The organism is Micromonospora sp. NPDC005707 (assembly GCF_040631005.1).
Taxonomy (GTDB): Bacteria; Actinomycetota; Actinomycetes; order Mycobacteriales; family Micromonosporaceae; genus Micromonospora.
In genome coordinates this window covers 309047-332516 of sequence record NZ_JBEXYR010000002.1, presented here as the reverse complement: position 1 = coordinate 332516, position 23470 = coordinate 309047, and the positions used below count along the sequence as shown (strand labels likewise).

At 74.9% G+C, this 23470-nt stretch carries 21 protein-coding genes; 14 read left to right on the top strand and 7 right to left on the bottom strand.

Going from position 1 to position 23470, the window contains the following annotated elements:
• Positions 1 to 93 precede the first annotated feature (93 nt).
• From ABZ452_RS04065 to glmM, 8 genes are all read left to right on the top strand, one after another.
• On the top strand, positions 94 to 789 hold the full coding sequence (locus ABZ452_RS04065) for a class I SAM-dependent methyltransferase (RefSeq protein ID WP_357938725.1): 696 nt from the start codon (positions 94 to 96) through the stop codon (positions 787 to 789).
• Between the two features lie 78 nt (positions 790 to 867).
• Positions 868 to 1128 (top strand): DUF6364 family protein, encoded by a 261-nt coding sequence (locus tag ABZ452_RS04060; RefSeq protein ID WP_355348026.1) that lies wholly within the window; start codon positions 868 to 870, stop codon positions 1126 to 1128.
• Positions 1118 to 1411 (top strand): hypothetical protein, encoded by a 294-nt coding sequence (locus ABZ452_RS04055; RefSeq protein WP_357938722.1) that lies wholly within the window; start codon positions 1118 to 1120, stop codon positions 1409 to 1411. The genes ABZ452_RS04060 and ABZ452_RS04055 overlap by 11 nt, the downstream gene beginning before the upstream one ends.
• An 81-nt stretch (positions 1412 to 1492) precedes the next feature.
• Positions 1493 to 2449, top strand: a complete 957-nt coding sequence (locus tag ABZ452_RS04050) for a sulfotransferase (RefSeq protein WP_357938720.1) — start codon at positions 1493 to 1495, stop codon at positions 2447 to 2449.
• 139 nt (positions 2450 to 2588) lie between these two features.
• Entirely contained in the window at positions 2589 to 3962 is a 1374-nt protein-coding gene (locus ABZ452_RS04045; RefSeq protein WP_357938718.1) for a nitrate/nitrite transporter, read from the top strand.
• 191 nt (positions 3963 to 4153) lie between these two features.
• On the top strand, positions 4154 to 4597 hold the full coding sequence (rplM, locus tag ABZ452_RS04040) for a 50S ribosomal protein L13 (RefSeq protein ID WP_357938716.1): 444 nt from the start codon (positions 4154 to 4156) through the stop codon (positions 4595 to 4597).
• A 20-nt stretch (positions 4598 to 4617) separates the two neighbouring features.
• A complete protein-coding gene (gene rpsI, locus ABZ452_RS04035) occupies positions 4618 to 5082 on the top strand; it encodes a 30S ribosomal protein S9 (protein WP_088991922.1) in 465 nt (154 codons plus the stop codon).
• Between the two features lie 116 nt (positions 5083 to 5198).
• Positions 5199 to 6554, top strand: a complete 1356-nt coding sequence (gene glmM / locus ABZ452_RS04030; protein ID WP_357938714.1) for a phosphoglucosamine mutase — start codon at positions 5199 to 5201, stop codon at positions 6552 to 6554.
• Between the two features lie 60 nt (positions 6555 to 6614).
• Here glmM and ABZ452_RS04025 read toward each other — a convergent pair whose 3' ends face one another.
• Positions 6615 to 7364 (bottom strand): ABC transporter ATP-binding protein, encoded by a 750-nt coding sequence (locus ABZ452_RS04025; protein ID WP_357938712.1) that lies wholly within the window; start codon positions 7362 to 7364, stop codon positions 6615 to 6617.
• Between the two features lie 5 nt (positions 7365 to 7369).
• Positions 7370 to 10195: an FtsX-like permease family protein gene (locus ABZ452_RS04020; RefSeq protein ID WP_357938710.1), complete on the bottom strand. Its 2826-nt coding sequence runs from the start codon at positions 10193 to 10195 to the stop codon at positions 7370 to 7372.
• A 98-nt stretch (positions 10196 to 10293) separates the two neighbouring features.
• Here ABZ452_RS04020 and ABZ452_RS04015 point away from each other — a divergent pair, with 98 nt between their 5' ends.
• Entirely contained in the window at positions 10294 to 10899 is a 606-nt protein-coding gene (locus ABZ452_RS04015; RefSeq protein WP_357938708.1) for a PadR family transcriptional regulator, read from the top strand.
• A gap of 162 nt (positions 10900 to 11061) precedes the next feature.
• Here ABZ452_RS04015 and ABZ452_RS04010 read toward each other — a convergent pair whose 3' ends face one another.
• The 3 genes from ABZ452_RS04010 to ABZ452_RS04000 are packed head-to-tail and all read right to left on the bottom strand — an operon-like array spanning position 11062 to position 13913.
• Positions 11062 to 12171, bottom strand: coding sequence for a beta-eliminating lyase-related protein (locus tag ABZ452_RS04010; RefSeq protein WP_357938706.1), 1110 nt, complete (start codon positions 12169 to 12171; stop codon positions 11062 to 11064).
• Positions 12168 to 13355: a pyridoxal phosphate-dependent aminotransferase gene (locus ABZ452_RS04005; RefSeq protein WP_357938704.1), complete on the bottom strand. Its 1188-nt coding sequence runs from the start codon at positions 13353 to 13355 to the stop codon at positions 12168 to 12170. The genes ABZ452_RS04010 and ABZ452_RS04005 overlap by 4 nt, the downstream gene beginning before the upstream one ends.
• A gap of 60 nt (positions 13356 to 13415) precedes the next feature.
• A complete protein-coding gene (locus ABZ452_RS04000; protein WP_357938702.1) occupies positions 13416 to 13913 on the bottom strand; it encodes an MmpS family transport accessory protein in 498 nt (165 codons plus the stop codon).
• Positions 13914 to 14754: 841 nt separating this feature from the next.
• On the opposite strand from ABZ452_RS04000, the gene glmS reads away from it, so the two are divergent.
• Positions 14755 to 16668 (top strand): glutamine--fructose-6-phosphate transaminase (isomerizing), encoded by a 1914-nt coding sequence (gene glmS / locus ABZ452_RS03995; protein ID WP_357938700.1) that lies wholly within the window; start codon positions 14755 to 14757, stop codon positions 16666 to 16668.
• A gap of 65 nt (positions 16669 to 16733) precedes the next feature.
• Here the strand turns inward: glmS and ABZ452_RS03990 are convergent, their stop codons facing one another.
• Together ABZ452_RS03990 and ABZ452_RS03985 are read right to left on the bottom strand one after the other, a co-directional pair.
• The gene (locus ABZ452_RS03990) at positions 16734 to 18368 is read right to left on the bottom strand and encodes an alpha/beta hydrolase (protein WP_357938698.1); all 1635 of its coding nucleotides are present in this window, start codon (positions 18366 to 18368) and stop codon (positions 16734 to 16736) included.
• Between the two features lie 215 nt (positions 18369 to 18583).
• A complete protein-coding gene (locus tag ABZ452_RS03985; protein WP_357938696.1) occupies positions 18584 to 18880 on the bottom strand; it encodes a type VII secretion target in 297 nt (98 codons plus the stop codon).
• 163 nt (positions 18881 to 19043) lie between these two features.
• Here ABZ452_RS03985 and ABZ452_RS03980 point away from each other — a divergent pair, with 163 nt between their 5' ends.
• The 4 genes from ABZ452_RS03980 to ABZ452_RS03965 all read left to right on the top strand — a co-directional run bounded on the left by ABZ452_RS03980 (position 19044) and on the right by ABZ452_RS03965 (position 23462).
• A complete protein-coding gene (locus ABZ452_RS03980; protein ID WP_357938694.1) occupies positions 19044 to 19412 on the top strand; it encodes a holo-ACP synthase in 369 nt (122 codons plus the stop codon).
• A gap of 64 nt (positions 19413 to 19476) precedes the next feature.
• Entirely contained in the window at positions 19477 to 20946 is a 1470-nt protein-coding gene (locus ABZ452_RS03975; protein WP_357938692.1) for an NAD(P)H-hydrate dehydratase, read from the top strand.
• A 73-nt stretch (positions 20947 to 21019) separates the two neighbouring features.
• Entirely contained in the window at positions 21020 to 22138 is a 1119-nt protein-coding gene (gene alr / locus ABZ452_RS03970) for an alanine racemase (RefSeq protein ID WP_357938690.1), read from the top strand.
• Positions 22139 to 22370: 232 nt separating this feature from the next.
• Positions 22371 to 23462 (top strand): alpha/beta hydrolase, encoded by a 1092-nt coding sequence (locus tag ABZ452_RS03965; RefSeq protein ID WP_357938688.1) that lies wholly within the window; start codon positions 22371 to 22373, stop codon positions 23460 to 23462.
• Positions 23463 to 23470 lie beyond the last annotated feature (8 nt).

The following is a 23470-nucleotide window of genomic DNA, read 5'->3' as shown; positions in this document are numbered from 1 at the left end:
TCCTGTCAAGAGCACCTCACACCGCACGGGAGTGACGAGCCGGTCGCCAGAACCTAGAATGTGGGACAAGATTCTCGGATAATGGGAGACGCGATGAGTGTGGCGGACGCTTTCGACGCGGTGGCGGGGAGCTACGACGCGGCCCGGCGCCGGCTGGTGCCCTGCTTCGACGCCTTCTACGGCACGGCCGTCGAGGTGGCCGCGCCGCCGCTGCGGGCGGCGCTCGCCGCGGGGCGTACCCCGGAGGTGCTGGACCTGGGCGCGGGCACCGGTCTGCTCTCCCTGCTGCTGGCCGCGGCGGTGCCGGGGGTCCGGCTGACCCTGGTCGACGGCGCGCCCGGCATGCTCGCGGTGGCCGCCGGCCACCTGGCCGCGCGCGGGGTGCCGCACCGCACCGTGCTCGCCGACCTGGCCGATCCGCTGCCCGCCGGCCGCTACGACGCGGTGGTCTCCGCGCTGGCCATCCACCACCTGGACGACGACGGCAAGCGGGCGCTCTACCGGCGGGCGGCCGAGGCGCTGGTGCCGGGCGGCGTCTTCGTCAACGCCGAGCAGGTGGCCGACCCGACGCCGGCGCTGGACCGGCGCTACGACGAGGTCTGGACGGCCCGGATCACCGAGCTGGGCTCGGACGCCGCGGAGATCGCCGGGGCTCGGGAGCGCATGCGGCACGACCGGCCGGCGCCGGTGCCCGACCAGTGCCGCTGGCTCGCCGACGCCGGCCTGGCCGACGTGGACTGCTTCTTCAAGGAGTGGCGGTTCGCGGTGTTCGGGGGGCGCCGTCCCTGAGCGTGGCCGGGTGTCCGGTTCACCGACCGGTGCGAGCGGGGATGACTGGCGGTCATACCAGTGGGTAATCTCTCCGGCATGACCGCCAAGGTGACACTGTCGTTCTCCGACGAGACGATCGAGGAGGCGCGCCGGTTCGCCAAGCGGGAAGGGCTCTCCCTCTCCGCCTGGATGGACCAGGCCGCCCGGGAGAAGGCGCTGCGCGAGGTCTTCACCGCGCACGCCGAGGCGGTCGCCCGCGCCGGCCTCGACCTGGAGTCCGCCGCGCTGGCCGACGCCCAGGAGGCCGCGCTCGTCGACGACGCGTTGTTCGGCGGCGGGCGCCCGCGTGTTGCGTAGGGGAGAGGTCTGGCGCATCTCCGGCGCCCGGGAACGGCTCGGCCTGGTCATCAGCTCCGACGTCTACAACTCCACCGCGGTGCCGATCGTGATCGTGGTCGAGGTGGTCGAGGAGTCGCTGCTGCGCGACTCACCCCTGGCCGTGTCGATGGGCGGCTACGTGGTGATGCCCGACCGGCTCTCCTCGCCCATGAAGAAGTGGTTCACCGAGTGCGTCGACGTGGCCGACACCGAGACCATGCAGCGGGTCGGCCGCGCGCTGCGCATCCTCCAGGAGATCTGAGCCGGCGGCGCCGCCAGCAGGTCGCCACACCGGTGGGTATTTCCGTTGCGTGGGCGCGGCGCCGGGGCTTGACTGATCGCCATGTCCGCCCCCTCGCCGGTCTTCGTAGCGGGTACCGGCCGTTCGGGAACGTCGCAGCTCGCGGACATTCTCGGGGAGCACCCGCAGATCCACCGGATTCCGATGGAGACGCGGTTCATCGTCGATCCGGGTGGCCTGCGGGACCTGGCGGACGCACTCACGGTCCGGTGTGACTCGATCGTGGGGGAGGACGCCCTGCGCAGGCTGAGCGACCTCCTGACGGTGCGGGTGCCCGGCAGGCGCGACGATCGGGGCAGGACCGTTCCCGAGGTCGTCGGCGAGCGGCGCTACCGGGACGCGGTGGGACGGCTGTGGCCGCAGCTCGTGGCGTGCGCGTTCGACGAGTCCGCGCCCGTGGTAGGGGCCGGGCATTCCGACTGGCCGGCCGGGCCGTTCGAGCCGCGGAGCCACCGGCGGGTGATTCCGAGGTATTTCAGCGATCGGCGCGAACTGCTCGAGATCCTTCGTCGCGTGGTCGACACGATGTTCGGTGGAGCCGCCGCCGACGCGGGAAAGCCGACCTGGTGCGAGAAGACACCGTTCAACCTTCTGTGCATGGACTTCCTCTGGGAGCTCGTCCCCGAGGCCACCATCGTCCACATCAAGCGCCACCCGGTCGCGGTGGTCGCGTCACACGTCGACCAGCCGTGGGCCCCGCCCACGGTCGACGGCGCGCTCGCCTGGCTCAGACCGGTCTATGAGCGATGGCTCGCCTGGAAGGCCACGGTCGATCTCACGGACAGGCGATATGTGGAGGTGCGGGCCGAGGATCTCGCCGCCGACTGGCCCGAGCAGCGCCGCGCTCTGTTCGAACTGCTCGGTGTCGACGACTTCGCGACCAGGTCGACGTTCCAGTCACACCGGGTGGAGCATCGCAACGACCAGTTCGACCCGGGGACCCGCGACTTCGTCGAACGGGCGCTCGACGGTGTCATCCCCGCCATGGGATACGCCTAGCGGCCGCCAGATCCCGACCCCTTCACACGCACACCGAAACGGCCGTGCGATCTTCGTTCCCCCACCGACGCGCGGCGGGCACGGCGGGGAAACCGCCCGTTCCTAGCGTCCCCCTCGTCACCGACGAGGAGGAGTTCCCGTGAGCACGCTCGCTTCCCCCACCACCCTGGCGCCGGCCGCCGCCGGGCGCCCGGGACGGATCACCGAATGGCGCCCGGAGGACCCGGAGTTCTGGGCCACGACCGGGGCGCCGGTCGCCCGCCGCAACCTGTACGTCTCGATCTTCGCCGAGCACGTCGGTTTCTCCGTGTGGAGCCTCTGGTCGGTCATGGTGCTCTTCCTGGGCCCCGAGTACGGCATCGACCCGGCCGGGAAGTTCCTGCTCACCGCCGTGCCGGCCGCCCTGGGGGCGGTGCTGCGGCTGCCGTACACCCTGGCGGTGGCCCGGTTCGGCGGGCGGAACTGGACCGTGGTGAGCGCGCTGCTGCTGCTGGTGCCGGCGGTGCCCATGGCGGTGCTGATCGAGCCCGGCGTGTCGTACGCCACGCTCATGGTGCTGGCCTGCCTGACCGGCGTGGGCGGCGGCAACTTCGCCTCCTCCATGGCGAACATCAACCTGTTCTTCCCGGAGCGGCTCAAGGGCCGGGCGCTCGGGCTCAACGCCGGCGGCGGGAACCTGGGCGTGCCGGCCGTGCAGCTCGTCGGCCTGGCGGTGCTGGCCACCGCCGGAGCGGCGTACCCCCGGCTGGTGCCGGCCGTCTACCTGCCGCTCATCGTGCTCGCGGCGCTGGTCGCGGCGCGCCGGCTGGACAACGTCCCCGGTGCGCGCAACGAGCCGGGCGCGCTGCGCGCGGCGGCCCGCGACCCGCACACCTGGGTGATGTCCCTGCTCTACATCGGCACCTTCGGCTCGTTCATCGGCTTCGGCTTCGCCTTCGGGCAGGTGCTCCAGCTCCAGTTCCACGACCGGTTCCCGACCCCGGTCGACGCCGCCTGGCTGACCTTCCTGGGGCCGCTGATCGGCTCGCTGGTCCGGCCGTTCGGCGGCCAGCTCGCCGACCGGCTCGGCGGGGCCCGCGTCACGTTCGGGAACTTCGTGGCGATGGCCGCCGGCGCCGGTCTGGTGCTGTACGCCGCCCGGGACCGGTCCTTCCCGCTCTACCTGGCCGGGTTCCTGGCGCTCTTCGTCTTCTCCGGCATCGGCAACGGGTCGACGTACAAGATGATCCCGGCGATCTTCCGGGCCCGGGCGGCCGCCGAGGCGGAGCTGACCGGGGACCGGGAGGCGGCCGAGCGGCGGGCCCGGCGGCTCTCCGGGGCGCTCATCGGGATCGCCGGGGCGGTCGGCGCCTCGGGCGGGGTGCTGGTGAACGTGGCGTTCCGGCAGTCGTTCCTGGCCGCCGGCGCCGCCGACGCCGCCTACCTGGCCTTCGTCGGCTGGTACGCGCTCTGTTTCGTGGTCACCTGGGCGGTGTACCTGCGGCCGGGGCCGCGTAAGCTGTCCGGCGTGTGACCCGCGCCATGGGAAAGGCGCAGGCCACGCGGGGCGAGACCCCGTTTTGACCTGCCGCCGCACGGCCGGGTATCGTTGCCTGCTGTTGTACGACATTCTTAGGCGTGCCGCATCAGGTACGCTTGGTCGTTCGTGCGCGCCTGGTCACCTCGGCGCGCGACCCCAGACCGACGACGAGACAAGGTAGACCTGTGCGTACGTACAGCCCGAAGCCGGGTGAGATCGAGCGTCAGTGGCACGTCATCGACGCCTCTGATGTCGTGCTGGGCCGCCTCGCGACCCACGCCGCCACGCTGCTGCGTGGTAAGCACAAGCCGACTTTCGCGCCGCACGTCGACACGGGCGACTTCGTCGTCATCGTGAACGCGGGCAAGGTCGCGCTGACCGGCAACAAGCGGCAGACCAAGATCGCTTACCGCCACTCCGGCTACCCGGGTGGTCTGAAGCGGGTCGGCTACGACGAGCTGCTGACCAAGCGGCCCGAGCGGGCCATCGAGCTGGCCGTGAAGGGCATGCTTCCGCACAACAAGCTGGGCCGTCAGGTTCTCAAGAAGCTGAAGGTCTACGCCGGTGCCGAGCACCCGCACGGCGCGCAGCAGCCGGTGCCGTTCGAGATCAAGCAGATCGCGCAGTGAGCGCGGGCGAAGGAAGCAGCATGACCGACATCACCGCCACCGAGGTCGCCCCCGAGGCCACCGAGGCGCCGGCGCCCGTCGCGCGCGCGCCTCGTGGCGACCGCCCGATCCAGACCGTGGGTCGGCGCAAGGAAGCCATCGTCCGGGTCCGCATCGTTCCGGGCAGCGGCAAGATCACCTGCAACGGCCGCGACCTCGAGGCCTACTTCCCGAGCAAGGTGCACCAGCAGCTCATCAAGGACCCGCTGGTCACCGCCGAGAAGCCCGAGGCGTTCGACGTGATCGCCAACCTGCGGGGCGGCGGCACCACCGGCCAGGCTGGCGCGCTGCGGCTCGCCATCGCCCGGGCGCTGATCGTCAGCGAGCCCGACGACCGCCCGGCCCTGAAGAAGGCCGGCTTCCTGACCCGTGACGCCCGGGTCAAGGAGAGCAAGAAGTACGGCCTCAAGAAGGCCCGTAAGGCTCCCCAGTACTCGAAGCGCTGATCACCACCAGCGCCTTGTACTTCTGACGGACGGCCGGGTCCGCCTCCCACTCCGGGAGGTGGCCCGGCCGTTCCGCTTTCTCCTCTCAACGGCAGTTTCATCGGAGGTTGGCGGGTATGGGCCGGTTGTTCGGCACGGACGGTGTACGCGGGCGGGCGAACGCGGATCTCACCCCGGAGTTGGCGCTCGCGGTGGCGGTGGCCGCCGCCCACACGCTGGCCGAGACCGACAAGAGCCATCCGCCGCTCGCCGTGGTGGGCCGGGACACCCGGGCCAGCGGCGAGATGCTGGAAGCCGCCGTGGTCGCCGGGCTGACCAGCGCCGGCGCCAACGTGGTCCGGGTCGGCGTGCTGCCCACCCCCGCGGTGGCGTTCCTCACCGCCGAGGCCAAGGCCGACCTGGGCGTCATGCTCTCCGCCTCGCACAACCCGATGCCGGACAACGGCATCAAGCTCTTCGCCGCCGGAGGGCACAAGCTGCCCGACGAGATCGAGATGCGGATCGAGGCCGCCGTCGAGGCGAACGCCACCACCGCCTGGGAGCGCCCGATCGGCGCCGGGGTGGGCCGGGTGCACGACCTGCTCGACGGCGCCGACCACTACGTCCAGCACCTGGTCGGCACCGTGCCGCACCGGCTGGACGGGATCAAGGTCGTGGTCGACTGCGCCAACGGCGCGGCCGCCGAGGTCGCCCCGGTGGCCTACCGGGAGGCCGGCGCCGAGGTGATCGCCATCTACGCCGAGCCGGACGGCCTCAACATCAACGACGAGTGCGGCTCCAACCACATCGAGGCGCTGCGCGCCGCTGTGGTCGAGCACGGCGCGCACCTCGGCATCGCCCACGACGGCGACGCCGACCGCTGCGTCGCGGTCACCGCCGACGGCGAGGAGGTCGACGGCGACCAGGTCATGGCGATCCTCGCCCTGGCCATGCGCGAGGCCGGCGAGCTGACCCAGGACACCCTGGTCGCCACCGTGATGAGCAACCTCGGCCTGCGGCTGGCCATGTCCGCGCAGGGCATCCGGCTGGTCGAGACCAAGGTCGGCGACCGGTACGTGCTGGAGGAGCTGCGGGCCTCCGGCCTGGCGCTCGGCGGCGAGCAGAGTGGACACATCGTGATGCCGGCGTACGCGACCACCGGCGACGGTGTGCTCACCGGCCTGCACCTCATGTCGCGGATGGCCGCCACCGGCACGTCCCTCGCCGACCTGGCCGCCGTGGTCACCAAGCTGCCGCAGGTGCTGATCAACGTGCCGGTCGGTGACCGCACCGTCGGCGCCGCCGCGCCGGCCGTCCGCGCCGAGGTGGACCGGGCCGAGGCCGAGCTGGGCGAGACCGGCCGCGTGCTGCTCCGCCCGTCGGGCACCGAGCCGCTGGTCCGCGTCATGGTCGAGGCGGCCACCGAGTCGACCGCCCGCTCGGTGGCCGAGCGCATCGCCGAGCAGGTGCGCACGGCCAGCCCGGTCGCCTGATCCGGCCGCTCGCGCGGCCGTCACCCGCCCGGCCCGGCCGGGCACCCGGTGAATCCGGGTTCAGAGGCGCAGCGTGCTGGCCCGGGCGTACGTGGTGGACGGGTCCTCACCGTCGGTGAGGTCGACGTCCTCCACCACCAGGCCGTCGCCGAGCCGGATCAACCGGTCGCAGCGGGCGGCGACGGCCCGCTCGTGGGTCGCCAGCAGGATCGTCATCCCGTGCCGGTCGCGGAGGCCGAGCAGCAGGTCGAGGATCTGGGCGCCGGTGGCCGAGTCCAGGTTGCCGGTGGGCTCGTCGGCGAGCAGCAGGCCGGGCGAGCCCATCAGGGCCCGGGCGATCGCCACCCGCTGCTGCTGGCCGCCGGACAGCTGCGCCGGCAGCGCCCGTTCCCGGCCGGCCAGGCCGACGGCGTCGAGCAGCTCCCGGGCCCGGCTCACGTGATCGGCGCGGCCCCGGCGCGGCAGGACCGGCGCGATCACGTTGTCCAGCACGGTGAGCGCGGGCAGCAGGTGGTAGCGCTGGAAGACGAACCCGACGCGCTGCCGGTAGCGGGCGAGCGCGGCCCGGCGCAGGCTGGTCACGTCCACCCCGTCGACCGTCACGGTGCCGTCGTCGGCCTGCTCGATCGCGCCGATCAGGTGCAGCAGCGTCGACTTGCCCGAACCGCTCGGCCCGGTCAGCGCCACCACCGAGCCGGCGGTGATCTCCAGCGCGACCCCGTCGACCGCGGTGATCCGCTCCGCGCCGGCCCCGAACCGTTTCACCAGGCCCGCGACCTCGACGCGGCTACCGGCGGTGCTCTCGTCCATGGCTCTCACTCCTCTGCCAGCAGTCGTGCGGTGGGTAGCCGGCGCAGTAGCGCGGCCGGCGCCAGCGCCGCGCCGGCGGTGAGCAGCACGCCGCCCGCCGCCGTCAGCGCGGCGACCAGCACCAGCGCGCCCGGGACGTCCCCGACCAGCCAGGCCGCCCCGCCCGTGCCCAGCCCGGCGCCGGCGAGCGCGCCGAGCCCGCCGAGCAGCAGCCCTTCGTAGCCGACCAGCCGGCCGAGCGCGAGGTCGGTCCAGCCGGTGGCGCGCAGGGTGGCCAGCTCGGCCGCCCGGTCCCGGATGTTGAGGTAGAGCACGTCCGCGACCGCGGCGGCGCCGAGCAGCACGGTCGCGCCGGCGGCCAGCGCGTCGGCGCCGCGCACGCTCAGCGCGACCGTGTCACCGAGCAGGGTCCCGACGATGGCGCCCCGGAACGCGTACCCGACGGCGGCCACCAGGGTCAGCGCCGCCACACCGATGGCCAGGGCGCCGGCGCCGAGCAGGGTGCGCCCGGGGGTGCGGACCAGGTTGGCCAGGGCCAGCCCGAACAGGGTGCGGGGCCGGCGTATCCACCGGGCGGTGGCGACCTGCGGGCGGAGCGCGGCGGCCGGGTGGGAGCGCGCCGCCCGCAGCGCGGGCGCCAGGCCGGCGGCCAGCGCGAGCAGCAGCGCCACCGGTACGGCGAGCGACGCCCGCCGCCAGTCGACGCCGATGCCGAGGGCGGCGCCGAGCGGTACGGCGAGCCCGAGCGACAGCAGCCCGGCGGCGAGGCCGAGCAGGGCGACCTCGCCGAGGATGAGTGCCCCGATCCGGCGGGCCGGCCACCCGAGGCAGGCCAGCACGGCCAGTTCGGAGCGGCGGTCCCGGACGGCGGCGGAGACGGCGTTGCCGAGGAAGAGCACACAGACCACCAGCACGAGCAGGAACAGCACGGCGCTCTTGCGGTCCACCGCCTGCACGATGGTCGAGGCGACACCCAGCGCCGACCAGTTCTCGGTCAGCCGCAGGTCGGGGCGGCCGAACGCGCCGCCCGGCAGCTCCACGGTCCGCGGGGCGGCGGACGAGCCCAGCGTGATGTCGACGTCCAGGCCGGTCGCCCGGTTGATCTGCTCGGCGATCAGCCGGACCCGCTCCGCGGCGTGCTCGCTGTATCCGTCCACACCGGCGACCCGGACCCGGATCGCGCTGATCGGCGCGCTGCGTTGCGGGCTGTTGCTGCCCTCCAGCAGCTTCGGCACGCTGGCGAGGTTCGTGAGCACCAGCGGCGGCACCGAGAGGTAGCCGGCCGGATTGCCGCTCGGCTCGAGGGCCCGTCCGCCGAGCGCGGCACGGCTGCGGTCGTCCGCGCCCTCGGCGCGCGGCGCCGCGTACGTCTCCAGCGGGACCGTGCCCGCGTCGCCGAAGCCGGCCAGCTTCTCCGGGTCGAACACCCCGACGGCCTGCCACTGGTGGAGTTGCGTGGCCGCGCCACCTTCCTTCCCGGCGAGGGCCCGGACCGGCCGGGAGCCGGTGTCCTCGGCCAGCCAGGGCCGGGGCAGGTAGTTGTAGGTGGCCCGGTTGCCGTACACCTCGGGGTCCGCGGGCGGCACCGCGTCGGCACGCAGGGTGCCGTCGGGCAGCTCGTGGTAGGTCACCGGCCCCGCCTGGATGACCCGCTGGAACTGGCCGCGGCAGCAGTTCTCCTCGTCGATCCCCTTCGTCAGCTGGGCGCGGTAGCCGGCGCCCGCGTCGACCTCGGCGGAGCCGGCCGGGATCCCGGTCGCGCGGCCCAAGGTCTGCTCGAGGTCGATGGCCGGCACCGTGGCCGGCCGGGCCGTGGGCAGCCGGGTGAACCGGACGCGCATCGTGCTGTCGAAGAAGGGACGGTTGGTGAGGAGCGCCGGTGCGGTCCGCATGATCATGGTGCCGCCGCGGCGCTCGGTCACCGCGTCGTCGGCCCGGACCGGCCGCCCGCTGACCACGGCGGCGTCCAGCCCCACGAGCCGGTCCTCGGCGGCGGGGTCGACGGCGGCGATCAGCAACGGCACGGTCAGCTGGTAGGTGAGCACCAGGCGGTCTGTGGTGCTGGGGGAGGTGCCCGGCGTGAGCAGGCCGTTGGCCGCCTCGAACCGGCCGTCCGGCAGCAGCCGCACCGTGTCCAGGCTCCACACCTCCCGTTCGGAGAGGGTGGCCGGGCTGCCCTGCAGGCCGCCGAACATCGGATCGCAGATCGGGCGGCTCGCCCCGCCCGGGAACACCTCCCGCGGGACGGGCCCGCACACGTCGTCCCAGGCGTACGAACTGCCGTCGGTGTAGGGCACCTGCTCGGACAGTTGGCCGTCGAAGCGGGGGTAGATGAGGCGGTGTTTCGTCACGTACACGTAGCGCGGCTTGGCCGGCGCGGTGGAGAGGCCGCGTTCGGCCACGAAGGTGGGGTCGACGCGGATCACCTGCCGGTCCAGACTCCGGTCGACGGCGTCGGTGACGTCGAACGACATGGGCACCGGTGCGGTGGAGTGGCCCAGCATCGCGATGGGCGCGGCCACGTCGACGCCGTCCACCGCCTTGACCTGTTCGTACTGGCCCGTGGTGATGCCACCGAAGAGGCCGGAGAGGTAGTTGGGGCGGACCAGCCGCCGCTCGACCTCCAGCGGAGTGCGCGTCCCCTTCGGACGGACGAGGATCTGGTACGCCGCCTCGGTGTTCCGCTCGACGGTGCCGGTGACGGCCAGTCGGGAGGTTGTGGTGGCCCCGGTCAGGACGACGAACCCGGTGGTCGCCACCAGTACGCCGACCAGCAGGGCCACCGACCGCCCCGCACGGCCGCGAAGCTGCCCCCAGATGACGTGGAACATTCGCGCCTCCCCGTGTGCTGACTCACACTGTGCGCGATACATTGTGACAATGCAAGGCCCCTCCGGGGCGCCTGTCCGGAACCGGATCGGAGGAGACGGTGGCGATCCAGCACGCGGTCCTGGCCCTGCTCGCCCGCGGCCCCAGCTACGGCTACGAGCTCAAGAGCGCCTTCGAGGCGGCGGTCGGGCCGCAGTGGGGGCCGCTCAACATCGGGCACCTCTACCAGATCCTCGACCGGCTGTCCCGGGACGGGCTGGTGGTCGCCGAGCGGCACGCCCAGCCGGTTAAGCCGGACCGGGTGGTCTACGAGATCACCGAGGCCGGCCGGACCGACCTCGATCGCTGGCTCGCCGAACCCAGCCCGCGCAGCGGCGGCTTCCGGGACGACTTCTTCCTCAAGGTGACCGCCGCCGCCCGGTCGGGCGAGGCCACCACCGTCCGCACCGTGCTGGCCAACCAGCGCGGCCACCTCATGCGGGAGCTGCGCAACCTCGACGGGTTGCGCCGCCGCTCCGAGGACCCGGTGGTCCGGCTGCTGCTCTCCGCCGCCGCCCGGCACGTCGAGGCGGACCTCGCCTTCGTCGACGACGCCGAGTCGGCGCTGCTCGCGGACGGGGGTGCCGCGCTCCGGGCCCTGGCGGCAGACCGGCCGGGCCCGGCGACGCCGGCAGCGGACGCCGGCCCGGCCCGTTCCGCGGGCTGACCCGCCGGTCGGCGGAGCGCCGTCGACCGGGGCGCCGCCCGACTCGCAGGGTGCGCCGGCGGGCGTCACGGGCCAGGCGCTGCCCGGCGCGGTAGGTGAGGCGCGTCCGGGGTTAGGCGCTGCCCGACCCCGCAGGTGCGCCGGCGGGCCGTCAGGCCGGCGTCAGCGGCGCGCCACCCGGCGCAGGAACCGGTCGGCCAGGTCGAGGACCTGGTCGCGGCCCAGCTCCAGGGCTGGGCCGGCCACCGTCACCTCGGTCAGCGCCAGGCCGGGCACCTCGGTGTCCCGCCAGCCGCCGGCGAACCACGCCTTCTCCTCCTCGGCGAGCGCGAGGTTGGCGGCGTCCAGCGCTTCCGCCGGGTGCGGCAGCCAGAGCCGGAACTGATGGGTGTGCGGCGGGGCCGGGTGGACCCGGGCGCCCGGCAGGGCGGCCAACGCCTCGGCCACCACCTTCGCGTGCGCCACGTAGCCGGGCAGCCGCGGCAGCTCCCCCTCCAGCCCGGCGAGCGCGGCGAGGGCCGCCGGCCACTGCTGGAACAGGGTGCCGCCGAACCGGTGCCGCCAGGCGCGGGCGTACCGCACCAGCTCGGCGTCGCCGGCCAGCGCCGCGCCGGAGTGGCCGCCCAGGGACTTGTAGAACGAGACGTACGTGCTGTCCGCCAGAGCCGCGATCTCGGCCGCCGAGTGCCCGAGGTGGACGGTGGACTCCCAGAGCCGGGCCCCGTCCAGGTGCACCCGGGCGCCCCGCTGCCGGGCCGCGCCGGCCACCGCCACCAGCTCGTCCCAGGCCGGCAGCACGAACCCGGCGTCCCGCAGCGGCAGCTCCAGGAAGAGCGTGCCGATCGGCTCGTCGAGCGCGGCCACCTCCTCAGCCGTCGGGTTGCGCGGCGCCGCCGTGGTGCGCACCGCCCGCAGGCCACCGAGCACCGCGTACGCGTCGCGCTCGTGCACCAGCGGGTGGCTGAGCGGATGCAGACCGACGGCGTGCCGACCGGTCAGCTCGGCGCCGTAGCGCATCGCGACCTGCTGGGCCATGGTGCCGGTGGGGAAGAGGGCCGCCGCCTCGACGCCGAGCAGCTCGGTGACCCGCCGTTCGAGCTGGTCCACCGCCCCGCCCTCGCCGTAGAAGTCCGGCAGCAGGTCGTCGGGGACGGCCGCACCGAGCGCCGCGAGCTGCTCCCGCACCGAAGTCGGCCGGACGCCGGAGAGCACCGTGTCGCAGTCGCGCTGGGCGGCGAGCCGGCGCATCCGCTCGGCGTACGCGTCGGTCATGCGTCCTCCTTGAGCCGGCGCAGCCGGGTGACCGCCTCGGTGAGCACCTCGGGCCGCTTGCAGAACGCGAACCGGACCAGCCGCCGGCCCGCCTCCGCGTCGTCGTAGAAGACCTGGGTCGGCACCGCCACCACGCCGCAGCGTTCCGGCAGCGAGCGGCAGAACTCCACCCCGTCCCGCCCGCCGAGCGGGGTGACGTCGGCGGTGACGAAGTACGTCCCCTCGGGCGCCAGCACCCCGAACCCGGCGTCGGTGAGCCCGGCGACGAGCTGGTCCCTCCGCCGCTGCATCCCGTCCTGGAAGCCGGCGAAGTACGTGTCCGGCAGGCCGAGCGCGACCGCCACGGCCGGTTGCAGCGGCCCGGCGTTGACGAAGGTGAGGAACTGCTTCACCCGCAGCACGGCGGCGACCAGCGGCGCCGGGCCGCTCACCCAGCCGACCTTCCAGCCGGTGCAGGAGAACGTCTTGCCCGCCGAGGAGATGCGCAGCGTCCGCTCGCGCATGCCGGGAAGCGTCGCCAGCGGCAGGTGCGGGGCGGCGGCGTCGGTGAAGACCAGGTGCTCGTAGACCTCGTCGGTCACCGCGTACGCGCCGTGCTCCTGGCACAGCTCGGCGACCAGGGCCAGCTCGTCGGCGGTGAACACCTTGCCGGTCGGGTTGTGCGGGGTGTTCAGCAGCACGAGCCGGGTACGCGGCCCGAACGCGGCGCGCAGCTCCGCCGGGTCGAAGGCGTACCGGCCGTCGGCGCCGGGACGCAGGGTCACCGGGCGGCGGACCGCGCCGGCCAGGGCGATCGAGGCCGCGTACGAGTCGTAGTAGGGCTCGAAGCAGACCACCTCGTCGCCCGGCTCGCAGAGGGCGAGGATGCTCGCCGCGATCGCCTCGGTGGCGCCGGCCGTCACCACGATCTCGTCGTCCGGGTCGTACTCCAGGCCCCAGAACCGGCGCTGGTGTGCCGCGACGGCCGCGCGCAGCGCCGGGATGCCCGGGCCCGGCGGGTACTGGTTGTGGCCGGTGTGCAGCGCCTCGGCGGCCGCGGCGAGCATCTCCGGCGGGCCGTCGGTGTCGGGGAAGCCCTGCCCGAGGTTGACCGCGCCGGTGCGCACGGCCAGCGCGGACATCTCGGCGAAGATGGTGGTGCCGAACGGCCGCATCCGGGCCACCAGCGGATCGGTCGTCGTCACGCCGGCCAGCCTACGGCCCGGCGCCCGCGCCGCAAGACCACCGCCCACCCGCCGCCGGTGTCACCACCCGAAGCAGGTCGCGATCCCTCCCGTGGCGCTCGAATCCCGGGAGACGACCTTCCCGTCGATGGTGATCCGGCAGGTCAGCCCGTCGCGACGTTGGTCATCGGGCAGGGCGACGATCTGCACCCGCTTCCGGTCGTCGGCGGTGAACGCCAGCCGCCACGGTGGCTGCATCCCGTCGACGTGGAGGAAGTCGCCGTTGGCGTCGTAGAAGTCGACGTTCGCCGCGCCCGTGCCGGTGACCTCGTACACCACAGTGAAGCGGCCCCGCCCGCCGGACGGGGTGGTGGCGGGGACCGGCGGCGCGGCCTCCGTGGGCGTGGGTTCCCCGCCGGGGCCGCCGTCCGGCTCGCCGAATCCCGGCTCGTCGAAGTCGGGCTCGTAGGGCTGGCCCGAGGTGGCCGAGTCGTCGACGAAGCTGCCGAGCACGCCGAGGCCGACGCAGCCGCAGAAGGCGAGCACCAGGGCGATGACCACGGTCACCACGACGGCCACGATCCACCCGCCGGTCGACCGGCGTGGCGCTCCCGTCGGGTACGCGTACGGCGGCGGGTAGCCGGCCGGCGGCCATCCCGACCCGGGAGAGCCGCCGGGCCAGGGCGGTGCGGGCGCCGCCCCCGGGGCGCCGGCCGGATGCCCCGGCGGGGCGGGCTGGCGCACCGTGCCGCCCGGGGCGTGCGGACCGGGGAACGGCGGCTCTGCTCCCGGGGTGGCCCAGCCGGCCGGGCCCGGCGTTGCTCCCGGCGTCGTGCCACCAGCCGGGCCCGGCGCTGTCGTCGGGTCCGCACCCGGCCCCGGGGGAGCGGGTGCCCCGGCGGCGCCCGGCGCGGCGTACCCGGGCTGGGACCACGGGCCCGCCGGCCCGCCCGGCGGAGCGGACCCGGGCGCGGCCCACGGGCTGGGGGTCCAGGGCTCGGGGGCCCAGGGGGCGGGTGGCGCCCAGGGCTGTGGAGCGGCGAGCGGGTCCGGCGGGCTCCAGGTCGTGGGCTCCGGAGCGGTCGGGTCGCTCGGGCCGCCGCTGTGCCCCGGTTCGGGGGTGGGGGTCGTCTCGGACATCGTTCAGCTCGCAGGGGCCGGCGCGGACGACCGCGGGACGGGCGTGGTCGGAGGCGTCGCACCGACCGGGGGCCCTCAATGTACGGCCCGACGACCAGACCTCGCGTCCCCCGTGCGCGCGGTCCTCCCGGACCCGTCCATCGATGGGCCAGGGTGGCCGCGGCTGGATGCGAGGTTTGTCCGATCCTCGCCATCCGCTCACCGGTTCGCTCAAATTCAGTGATCGTTTACCCGGCTTCCGAGCACACGTGGTGAGCGAAACTGGGTTAGGCTGCGGACCATGTGTGGAATCGTGGGTTACGCCGGTGCGCGCCCGGCGCTCGGCATCGTGCTGGACGGACTGCGGCGGCTGGAGTACCGCGGCTACGACTCGGCGGGCGTCGCCGTCGTCTGCGACGACGAGCTGCTGATCGAGAAGAAGGCCGGCAAGCTGGCGAACCTGGAGAAGGTTCTCGCCGAGCGCGCCGCCGCCGACCCCGAGTCCTGCGCCGCCAGCCCGATCGGCATCGGCGACGGCACCACCAGCATCGGCCACACGCGGTGGGCCACCCACGGCGGCCCGACCGACCGCAACGCCCACCCGCACCTCTCCCCGGACGGCCGCGTCGCCGTGATCCACAACGGCATCATCGAGAACTTCGCGAAGCTCCGCGCCGAGCTGGAGGCCGACGGCGTCGAGTTCACCAGCGACACCGACACCGAGTGCGCCGCGCACCTGCTCGCCCGTTCGCTGGCCGACCTGCGCTCGGCCGGCGAGGTCGACAGCCCGCAGCTGCTCGCCTCCGCCATGCGGCTGGTCTGCCAGCGGCTGGAGGGCGCCTTCACGCTGCTCGCCGTCGACGCCGGCATCCCCGGCGCGGTCGTCGGCGCCCGGCGCAACTCGCCCCTCGTGGTCGGCCGCGGTGACGGCGAGAACTACCTGGCCAGCGACGTGGCCGCGTTCATCGAGCACACCCGCGACGCGGTCGAGCTGGGCCAGGACCAGATCGTCCTGATCACCCCGGAGAGCATCGAGATCACCGACTTCGCCGGCCAGCCCGCGACCGGCAAGGACTTCCACATCGACTGGGACTCGTCGGCCGCCGAGAAGGGTGGCTACGACTGGTTCATGCTCAAGGAGATCGAGGAGCAGCCGCAGGCCATCGCCGACACGCTGCTCGGCCGGCTCACCGAGAGCGGTGAGATCGCCCTCGACGAGGTCCGCCTCAGCGAGCAGGACCTGCGCGACGTCGACAAGATCTTCATCGTGGCCTGCGGCACCGCCTACCACTCCGGGCTGGTCGCCAAGTACGCCATCGAGCACTGGACCCGGATCCCCTGCGAGGTGGAGCTGGCCAGCGAGTTCCGCTACCGCGACCCGGTGTTGGACCGGTCCACGCTGATCGTGGTGATCTCGCAGTCCGGCGAGACCATGGACACCCTCATGGCGCTGCGCCACGCCAAGGAGCAGAAGGCCCGGGTGCTGGCCATCTGCAACACCAACGGCTCGACCATTCCGCGCGAGTCCGACGCCGTGCTCTACACCCACGGCGGGCCGGAGATCGCGGTCGCCTCCACCAAGGCGTTCCTCACCCAGCTCGTCGCCTGCTACCTGATCGGCCTGCACCTGGCCCAGGTGCGCGGGATCAAGTTCGCCGACGAGGTGGGCGCCGTGGTGTCCCAGCTCCAGGAGATGCCGGGCAAGCTGCGCGAGCTGCTCGACCGCATCGAGCCGGTCCGCGAGCTGGCCCGCGACCTGAAGTCGGAGCCGACCGTGCTGTTCATCGGCCGGCACGTCGGCTACCCGGTGGCCCTCGAAGGCGCGCTGAAGCTCAAGGAGCTGGCGTACATGCACGCCGAGGGCTTCGCCGCCGGCGAGCTCAAGCACGGCCCGATCGCGCTGATCGACAAGGGCACCCCGGTCATCTGCATCGTGCCGTCGCCGGTCGGCCGGGGCATGCTGCACGACAAGGTCGTCTCCAACATCCAGGAGGTGCGCGCCCGCGGCGCCCGCACCATCGTGATCGCGGAGGAGGGCGACGAGGCGGTGGTCCGCTACGCCGACCACCTGATCTACGTGCCGCGCACGCCGACGCTGCTGGCGCCGCTGGTGACCACCGTGCCGCTCCAGGTGCTCGCCGCCGAGATCGCCGCCGCCCGCGGTCACGACGTCGACCAGCCCCGAAACCTGGCCAAGTCGGTCACCGTCGAGTAGTCGACCCGGTCGCGGCCCCTCCGTCCCACGGCGGAGGGGCCGCGCCGTTTCCGGCCCCGGTGCGGTCATCGGCCCAGCACGATCCGCGCCATCCCGTCCAGCGCGGGGTTGCCGGGGTCCCAGTAGCCGGCGTGCCCGTGGCGCCCGCTGCGGAAGCGCCGGCCGCCGAAGCCCGGGGAGCTCGGGTCCTCGCCGAACCAGAGCCGGTCGTCATGCGGGTCGAGCAGCGCGGCCGCCGGGCCGAGCGGTGTGCCGGCCAGCACCGCTCGGCGGGCCAGCTCGTCGGGCGGCCGGGCCAGCCGGATCACGTCGTCCGGCGCGGTGGCGGCCCACACCTGGCCGGGCGGCATCCGCAGCTCGGCCGCGTGGTCGACGCCCACTCCGGGAGAGCCCACGAAGACCAGGGCGTCGGCGCTCAGCCCGTGGTCACGGGCCGCCGTGCCGACCACCACCGAGCCGTAGCTGTGCCCCAGCACGGTCTGCCGGGCGGGCGGCCCCTCGTGCGAGGCACGCAGCCCCTCCTGGAACCGGTGCAGGGCCGGCCCGGCGTCCTCGGCCTGCCGCCCGCGCGCCGCCTCGTGCAGGAAGTCCGGCGCGTCGTAGTCCAGCCAGAGCACGGCCGCCGCCTCCGTGCCCGGGTCGAGCGCTGCGCACCGGTCCAGCACCCGGGCGGCCCGGCCCAGCTCGCCCGGGGCGTCGGCGAGGTCCGCGGTCATCCCCGGCACGTAGGTCAGCACCGCGCCGGCCCGGTCCGGGTTGCCGAGCGCCACCACGGCCCGCCCGTCCCCGGCCGGATCCAACCCCAGGAGGTACGCCCGCGGCGCCCCGGGCGCGGCCAGCCGCTCGCCGAGCCCGTCGAGGCCGCGCAGCGCCGCCTCCACCGCGGCGAGCCGGGCCAGCCGGGCCAGTTCGAGCGGCCCGGCCGGCCGCGCGCGCAGCAGCCCGGCGCGCCGCTCCACGAGCTCCGCCCGGCGCCGGGCCAGCACCAGCCGGTTGGCCTGGTCGCGGGCCGCCACGGGCACCCCGTCGAGGCGGCCGACCCGGTCCGGTTCGCGGCTCACCAGCCACCGGCGCTCGGCCGGGGTGAGGCCGGCCCACCAGCGGCGCACCTCGGCCGGCCCGGCCCCGGCCGACGGTCGCCAGGCCGGCGGGACGCTCACCCAGCCGGTCACGGCCCCCGCCGCCAGCTCCGCCAGCCGGCCGGCCGCCTCCCGGTCGGCCGCCCCGGCCAGCGCCAGCGCCCCCCGGATCTCGGTACCCGCCTGCGCCACCGCCGGACCGACCAGCCAGGCGGGCCGGGGTCGGGCCGGATCCGGCCGGACCGCCCCGGCCCGGTCCACGAGCAGGCCGCCGGCATCGGCGTGCGCCACGGCGGCGCCGAGCCGGGCCCGGGCCGCGGCCACCCGGGCGGCGAACTCGGCAAGCACCTGGTCGACCTCGATGAGCGCGGGCAGCAGGTCGGTCAGCGCGGTGCGCAGCTCGCCGATCCGCCCCTGCGCGGTGTCCGAGGCCGTGCCCGACCAGCCGGTCCGCAGCGCGCCGAGCCGGGCGCTCAGCCCGTCGGCCCGGCGCCGGACCGGGCCGGTCAGCCCCCGCCACGCCGCACCCGCCGCGGCCCAGGCCCCCGGGTCGGCCCGCCAGAGCTGCGCGTAGCCGACGGGTTCCTCCGCGGCCCGCTGGCGGAGCCCGGTCGACGGCACCTGCGCCGCCTGCCCACGGAGTCCGGCAGGCGGGCGCGGTCGCCCAGCCGGCCGGCCCGCGGGCGCCCCGGCCGGGGGCGCGATGGTGCCGGCCGGGGGGCGGGGCCTCCCGGCCAGGGGCACGACGGTGCCGGCCGGGGAGCGGAGCGGAGCCGCCACGGCCCCGCCCGGCGTTCGGCCGCCCCGCCCCGCCGCCCGGGAGCCGGCCGCGCTGCTCATCGGGGGAGCCCGGCGAGACGGCGGGCGGCCCGCTCGTCGACCGCCTCGTAGCCGTCGGCGGCCGCCCGGAGCGCCTCGGCGGTGGCCGCCACCCGCGCGGCGAGCGACCCGAACCAGCGCTGCGCCGCCGCCTCCAGCTCGGCCAGCGTCACCCCGGCCCGCCAGCCGTCGGCCGGCACCACCAGGCCCGGCTCGGTGGCCGGCCCGCGGGCCAGCCGGTAGGCGTCGTCGGCCAGCTCCCGGGCCACCCCGCGCAACAGCTCCGGCTCGACGCTGAACGGCTCCTCGCCCATCGGCGACCTCCCTGCGACCTGGCGGACGGACAGCCGGGACGCTACGGATCGGCGGACCACCTGCGCCGGCCCTGTGGACAACGGGCGGTCGGGCGTATCACGGGTTTTCCACAGGGGTTGTCCACGACCGATCCACGGCCCGGCGCGCCGGTAGGGTGAGTCCGTGATCGTGGCTGTCGGCATCGACGTCGTGCTGGTGGACCGGTTCGCCCGGTCGCTGGCGCGCACGCCGTCGCTCGCCGGCCGCCTCTTCACGGACGCCGAGCGGTCCACCCGCTCCGGCGGTCCGCGCTCGCCCGAGTCCCTGGCGGCCCGGTTCGCGGCCAAGGAGGCGGTGGCCAAGGCGCTCGGCGCGCCGGCCGGGCTCCAGTGGCACGACTGTGAGGTCGCCTCCGATCCGGAGGGCCGCCCCTGGCTGACCGTGTCCGGCACGGTGGCCGCCGCGGCGGCCGAGCGCGGGATCAACCGCTGGCACCTGTCGTTGTCGCATGACGGCGGGATCGCGTCGGCCATGGTGGTCGCGGAACAGTGAGCCGACCCGGCGGGTCGGTCGGCCGGTCCGGGACGAACGGGACAGACGGACGGGACGGGGTGGCATGAGACCGGTGTGGCGGGTCGCGGACGTACGCGCGGCGGAGGCGGGCCTGATGGCCACCCTGCCGCCCGGGGCGCTCATGCAGCGGGCCGCCGCCGGGCTGGCCCGCCGGTGCGCGCTGCTGCTCGGCGAGCGGGGCGGCGTCTACGGCGCCGGGGTGCTGCTGCTGATCGGCTCCGGCGACAACGGCGGCGACGCCCTCTACGCGGGCGCGCACCTGGCCCGCCGGGGAGCGGCGGTCGCCGCCCTGCTGCTCACCCCCGGCCGGGCGCACGCCGAGGGGCTGGCCGCGCTGCGGACCGCCGGCGGGCGCGTCGTCGACCGGCCACCGGCCGTGGTCGACCTGGTGCTCGACGGGATCGTCGGGATCGGCGGCACCGGCGGGCTCCGGGAGACCGCCGACCAGCTCGCCGCGAGCCTGGCCGAGCGGATCGGGCGGGACGGCACGCGGGCCACCGTGGTCGCGGTGGACGTGCCGAGCGGCGTCGCCGTGGACACCGGGCATGTGCCGCTCACCGCCTCCGGCCGGCCCTGCGCGGTGCGCGCCGACGTGACGGTCGCCTTCGGCGCGCTGAAGCCGGCCCTGGTGGTCGGCCCGGCCGCGCCGCTCGCCGGGCACGTCGAGCTGGTCGACATCGGGCTGAGGCCGTGGCTGCGCGGCACCCCGGCGTTGCGCGTCACCGAGTGGTCCGACCTGGTCGACTGGTGGCCCCGGCTCGGCCCGTCCTCGGAGAAGTACAGCCGGGGCGTGGTCGGGGTGGCAACCGGCTCGGCCACCTACCCGGGCGCGGCGGTGCTGTCGGTCAGCGGCGCGCTGGCCGGCCCCACCGGCATGGTCCGCTACGCGGGCGGCGCCCGCGCGGAGGTGCTGCACCAGCACCCGTCGGTGATCGCCACCGACCGGGTCGCCGACGCCGGCCGGGTGCAGGCCTGGATCTGCGGCTCGGGGCTGGGCACCGGCGAGGAGTCCGCCGCCGCACTGCGCGCGGTGCTCGCCGCGCCGGTGCCGGCGGTCCTCGACGCCGACGCGCTCACCCTGCTGGTCGACGGCAAGCTGGCGGACCGGCTGCGCGGGCGGGACGCGCCGATCGTGGTGACCCCGCACGACCGCGAGTACGCCCGGCTGTGCGGCGAGACCCCGGGTTCGGACCGGGTCGGGGCGGCGCTGCGGCTGGCCGCCTGGATGAACGCGGTGGTGCTGCTCAAGGGCGACCGCACGATCATCGGCACCCCCGACGGCCGCGCCTACGTCAACCCGACCGGCACCCCGGTGCTGGCCACCGGAGGGACCGGGGACGTGCTGGCCGGGCTGCTCGGCTCGTTGCTCGCCGCCGGGCTGGCCCCGGAGCGGGCGGCCGCCGCGGCGGCGTACCTGCACGGGCTGGCCGGCCGGGAGGCGGCGCGGGGCGGTCCGGTGACCGCACCCGACGTGGCTACCGCGCTGCGACCGGTGCTGGCCCGACTGCCCTGACCGGGGCGGCGGCCGACGGGCCGGTCGCGCGGCTCGCGACCATGGTGATCACCGGCGGAAGTAGGCTGAGGGCATGTGGCAGTCGGAGGTACGCGTCGACCTGGACGCGATCCGGGAGAACGTGGCCCGGCTCAAGTCGGGCGCCAGCGCCGAGCTGATGGCGGTGGTCAAGGCCGACGGCTACGGCCACGGCATGGTTCCGGCGGCCCGCGCGGCGCTCGACGCCGGGGCGGACTGGCTCGGCGTCTGCACCCTCGACGAGGCGCTCCTGCTGCGGCAGGAGGGGGTCACGGCGCCCGTGCTGGCCTGGCTCCTCGATCCGGGGCTGCCCCTGCACGACGGGGTCGCGGTCGGCGTCGACCTGGGCTGCGCGAGCCTCATCCAGCTCGACGAGATGATCGAGGCGGGCCGGCGGGCGGACCGTCCGGCCCGGCTGCACCTCAAGATCGACACCGGGCTGTCCCGCGGCGGGGCCACCGTGGCCGACTGGCCGGCGCTGCTGGAGGCCGCCGCGAAGGCCCAGGCCGACGGCCTCGTCGAGGTGGTCGGCGTGTGGAGCCACTTCGTCTACGCGGACTCGCCCGGCCACCCCACCACCGACCGGCAGTTGGCGGTGTTCCACGAGGGGCTGGAGATGGTGGAGCGGGCCGGCTTGCGCCCCCGCTACCGACACCTCGCCAACTCGGCGGCCACGCTCACCCGCCCGGACACCCACTTCGACCTGGTCCGGCCCGGCCTGGCTGTCTACGGCCTCTCGCCGATCGAGGGGGAGCAGTTCGGCCTGCGCCCGGCGATGACCGCCCGGGCCCGGGTGATGCTGACCAAGCGCGTCCCGGCCGGCACCGGCGTCTCCTACGGCCACACCTACCTCACCGAGCAGGAGGCGAACCTGGCGGTCGTCCCGCTCGGCTACGCCGACGGGGTGCCCCGGCACGCCTCGAACACCGGCCCGGTGCAGCTCGGCGGCAAGCGGCGGACCATCTCGGGGCGGGTCTGCATGGACCAGTTCGTCATCGACTGCGGCGAGGACGAGGTGGCCGCCGGGGACGTGGCGACGCTCTTCGGCAGCGGCGCGGACGGCGAGCCCACCGCCGACGACTGGGCCGAGGCGGTCGGCACCATCAACTACGAGATCGTGACCCGGTTCGGCGGCGTCCGGGTGCCGCGCGTCTACGACGGCGAGCGGCCGTGAGCGCGAGGAGTGAGTCGGGGTTGCGAGCCCCGCAGTGGCGAGCCGAGGCTGCACTGTGAGCGCGAGGAGTGAGTCGGGGTTGCGAGCCCCGCAGTCGCGAACCGAGGCTGCACTGTGAGCGCGAGGAGTGAGCCGGGGTTGCGAGCCCCGCAGTCGCGAGCCGAGGCTGCACTGTGAGCGCGAGGAGTGAGCCGGGGTTGCGAGCCCCGCGGTCGCGAATCGAGGCGGCACAGTGAGTCAGCGGTTCCGGGTTCCCCGGCCGCGGACCGCCGCCGGCCGGGTCGCCGGGGTGGTCGGCGCCGCGCTCGGTGTGGCCGCCGCCGGGCTCGCCGCCGGGGTGGTGAGCGAGCGGGTCCTGGTCCGCCGCCTCAAGTCCGACCCCGCGGATCCCTGCGCCGACGAGGTCTTCGGCGATCTGCGCCACGACGCCGCGTACCTGCTGGAGATGCCGGACGGCACGGACATCCACGTGGAGGTGGTCGAGCCGACCCGCCCGGTCGCCGGGCACCCCACCGTGGTGCTGGTGCACGGCTTCTGCCTGGACATGGGCACGTTCCACTTCCAGCGGAAGATGCTCGCCGCGCGCGGCGACTACCGGGTCGTCGCGTACGACCAGCCCGGGCACGGCCGCTCCGGGAAGCTGGAGGGCGGCGACTACGACCTGGCCGCGCTGGGCCACACCCTGCGGCGGGTGATCGACGAGGTGGCGCCGGAGGGGCCGCTGGTGCTGGTCGGCCACTCGATGGGCGGCATGACGATCATGGCGCTGGCCGAGCTCTATCCGGAGCTGTTCGGTGACCGGGTGGTCGGCACGGTGCTGATGGCCACCTCGGGTGGGCTGCTCGCGGAGACGAAGCTGGTGGCGCCCGCGCTGCTCGGTCGGGTCGGCGCGCCGGTGATCTACATGATGAGCAACGCCACCCGGTACGGCGGCACGGTGATCGACAAGGCCCGCAAGTCGACGTCCAACGTCGCCTGGCTGCTCACTCGCAGGTACGGCTTCGGCACTCCGAAGCCCAGCCCGGCCCTGGTGTCGTACGTCGAGACGATGAACTCCCGCACCTCGGCCGACACGGTCACCCGCTACCTGCGCACCCTGGCCACCCACTCCCGGTTCCCGGCGCTGGCGGCGCTGGCCGGCACGCCGGTGCTGGTGATCGTGGGGGACAAGGACATGATCACGCCGGTGACCCACTCCGAGGAGATCGTGCGGCGGCTGCCGCACGCCGAGTTCGTGAAGATCCACGACAGCGGGCACGTGGTGATGCTGGAGCACGCCGACGAGGTGAACGCGGCGCTGGAGAGGTTCCTGGAGGCGCTGTGAGCGCGAGG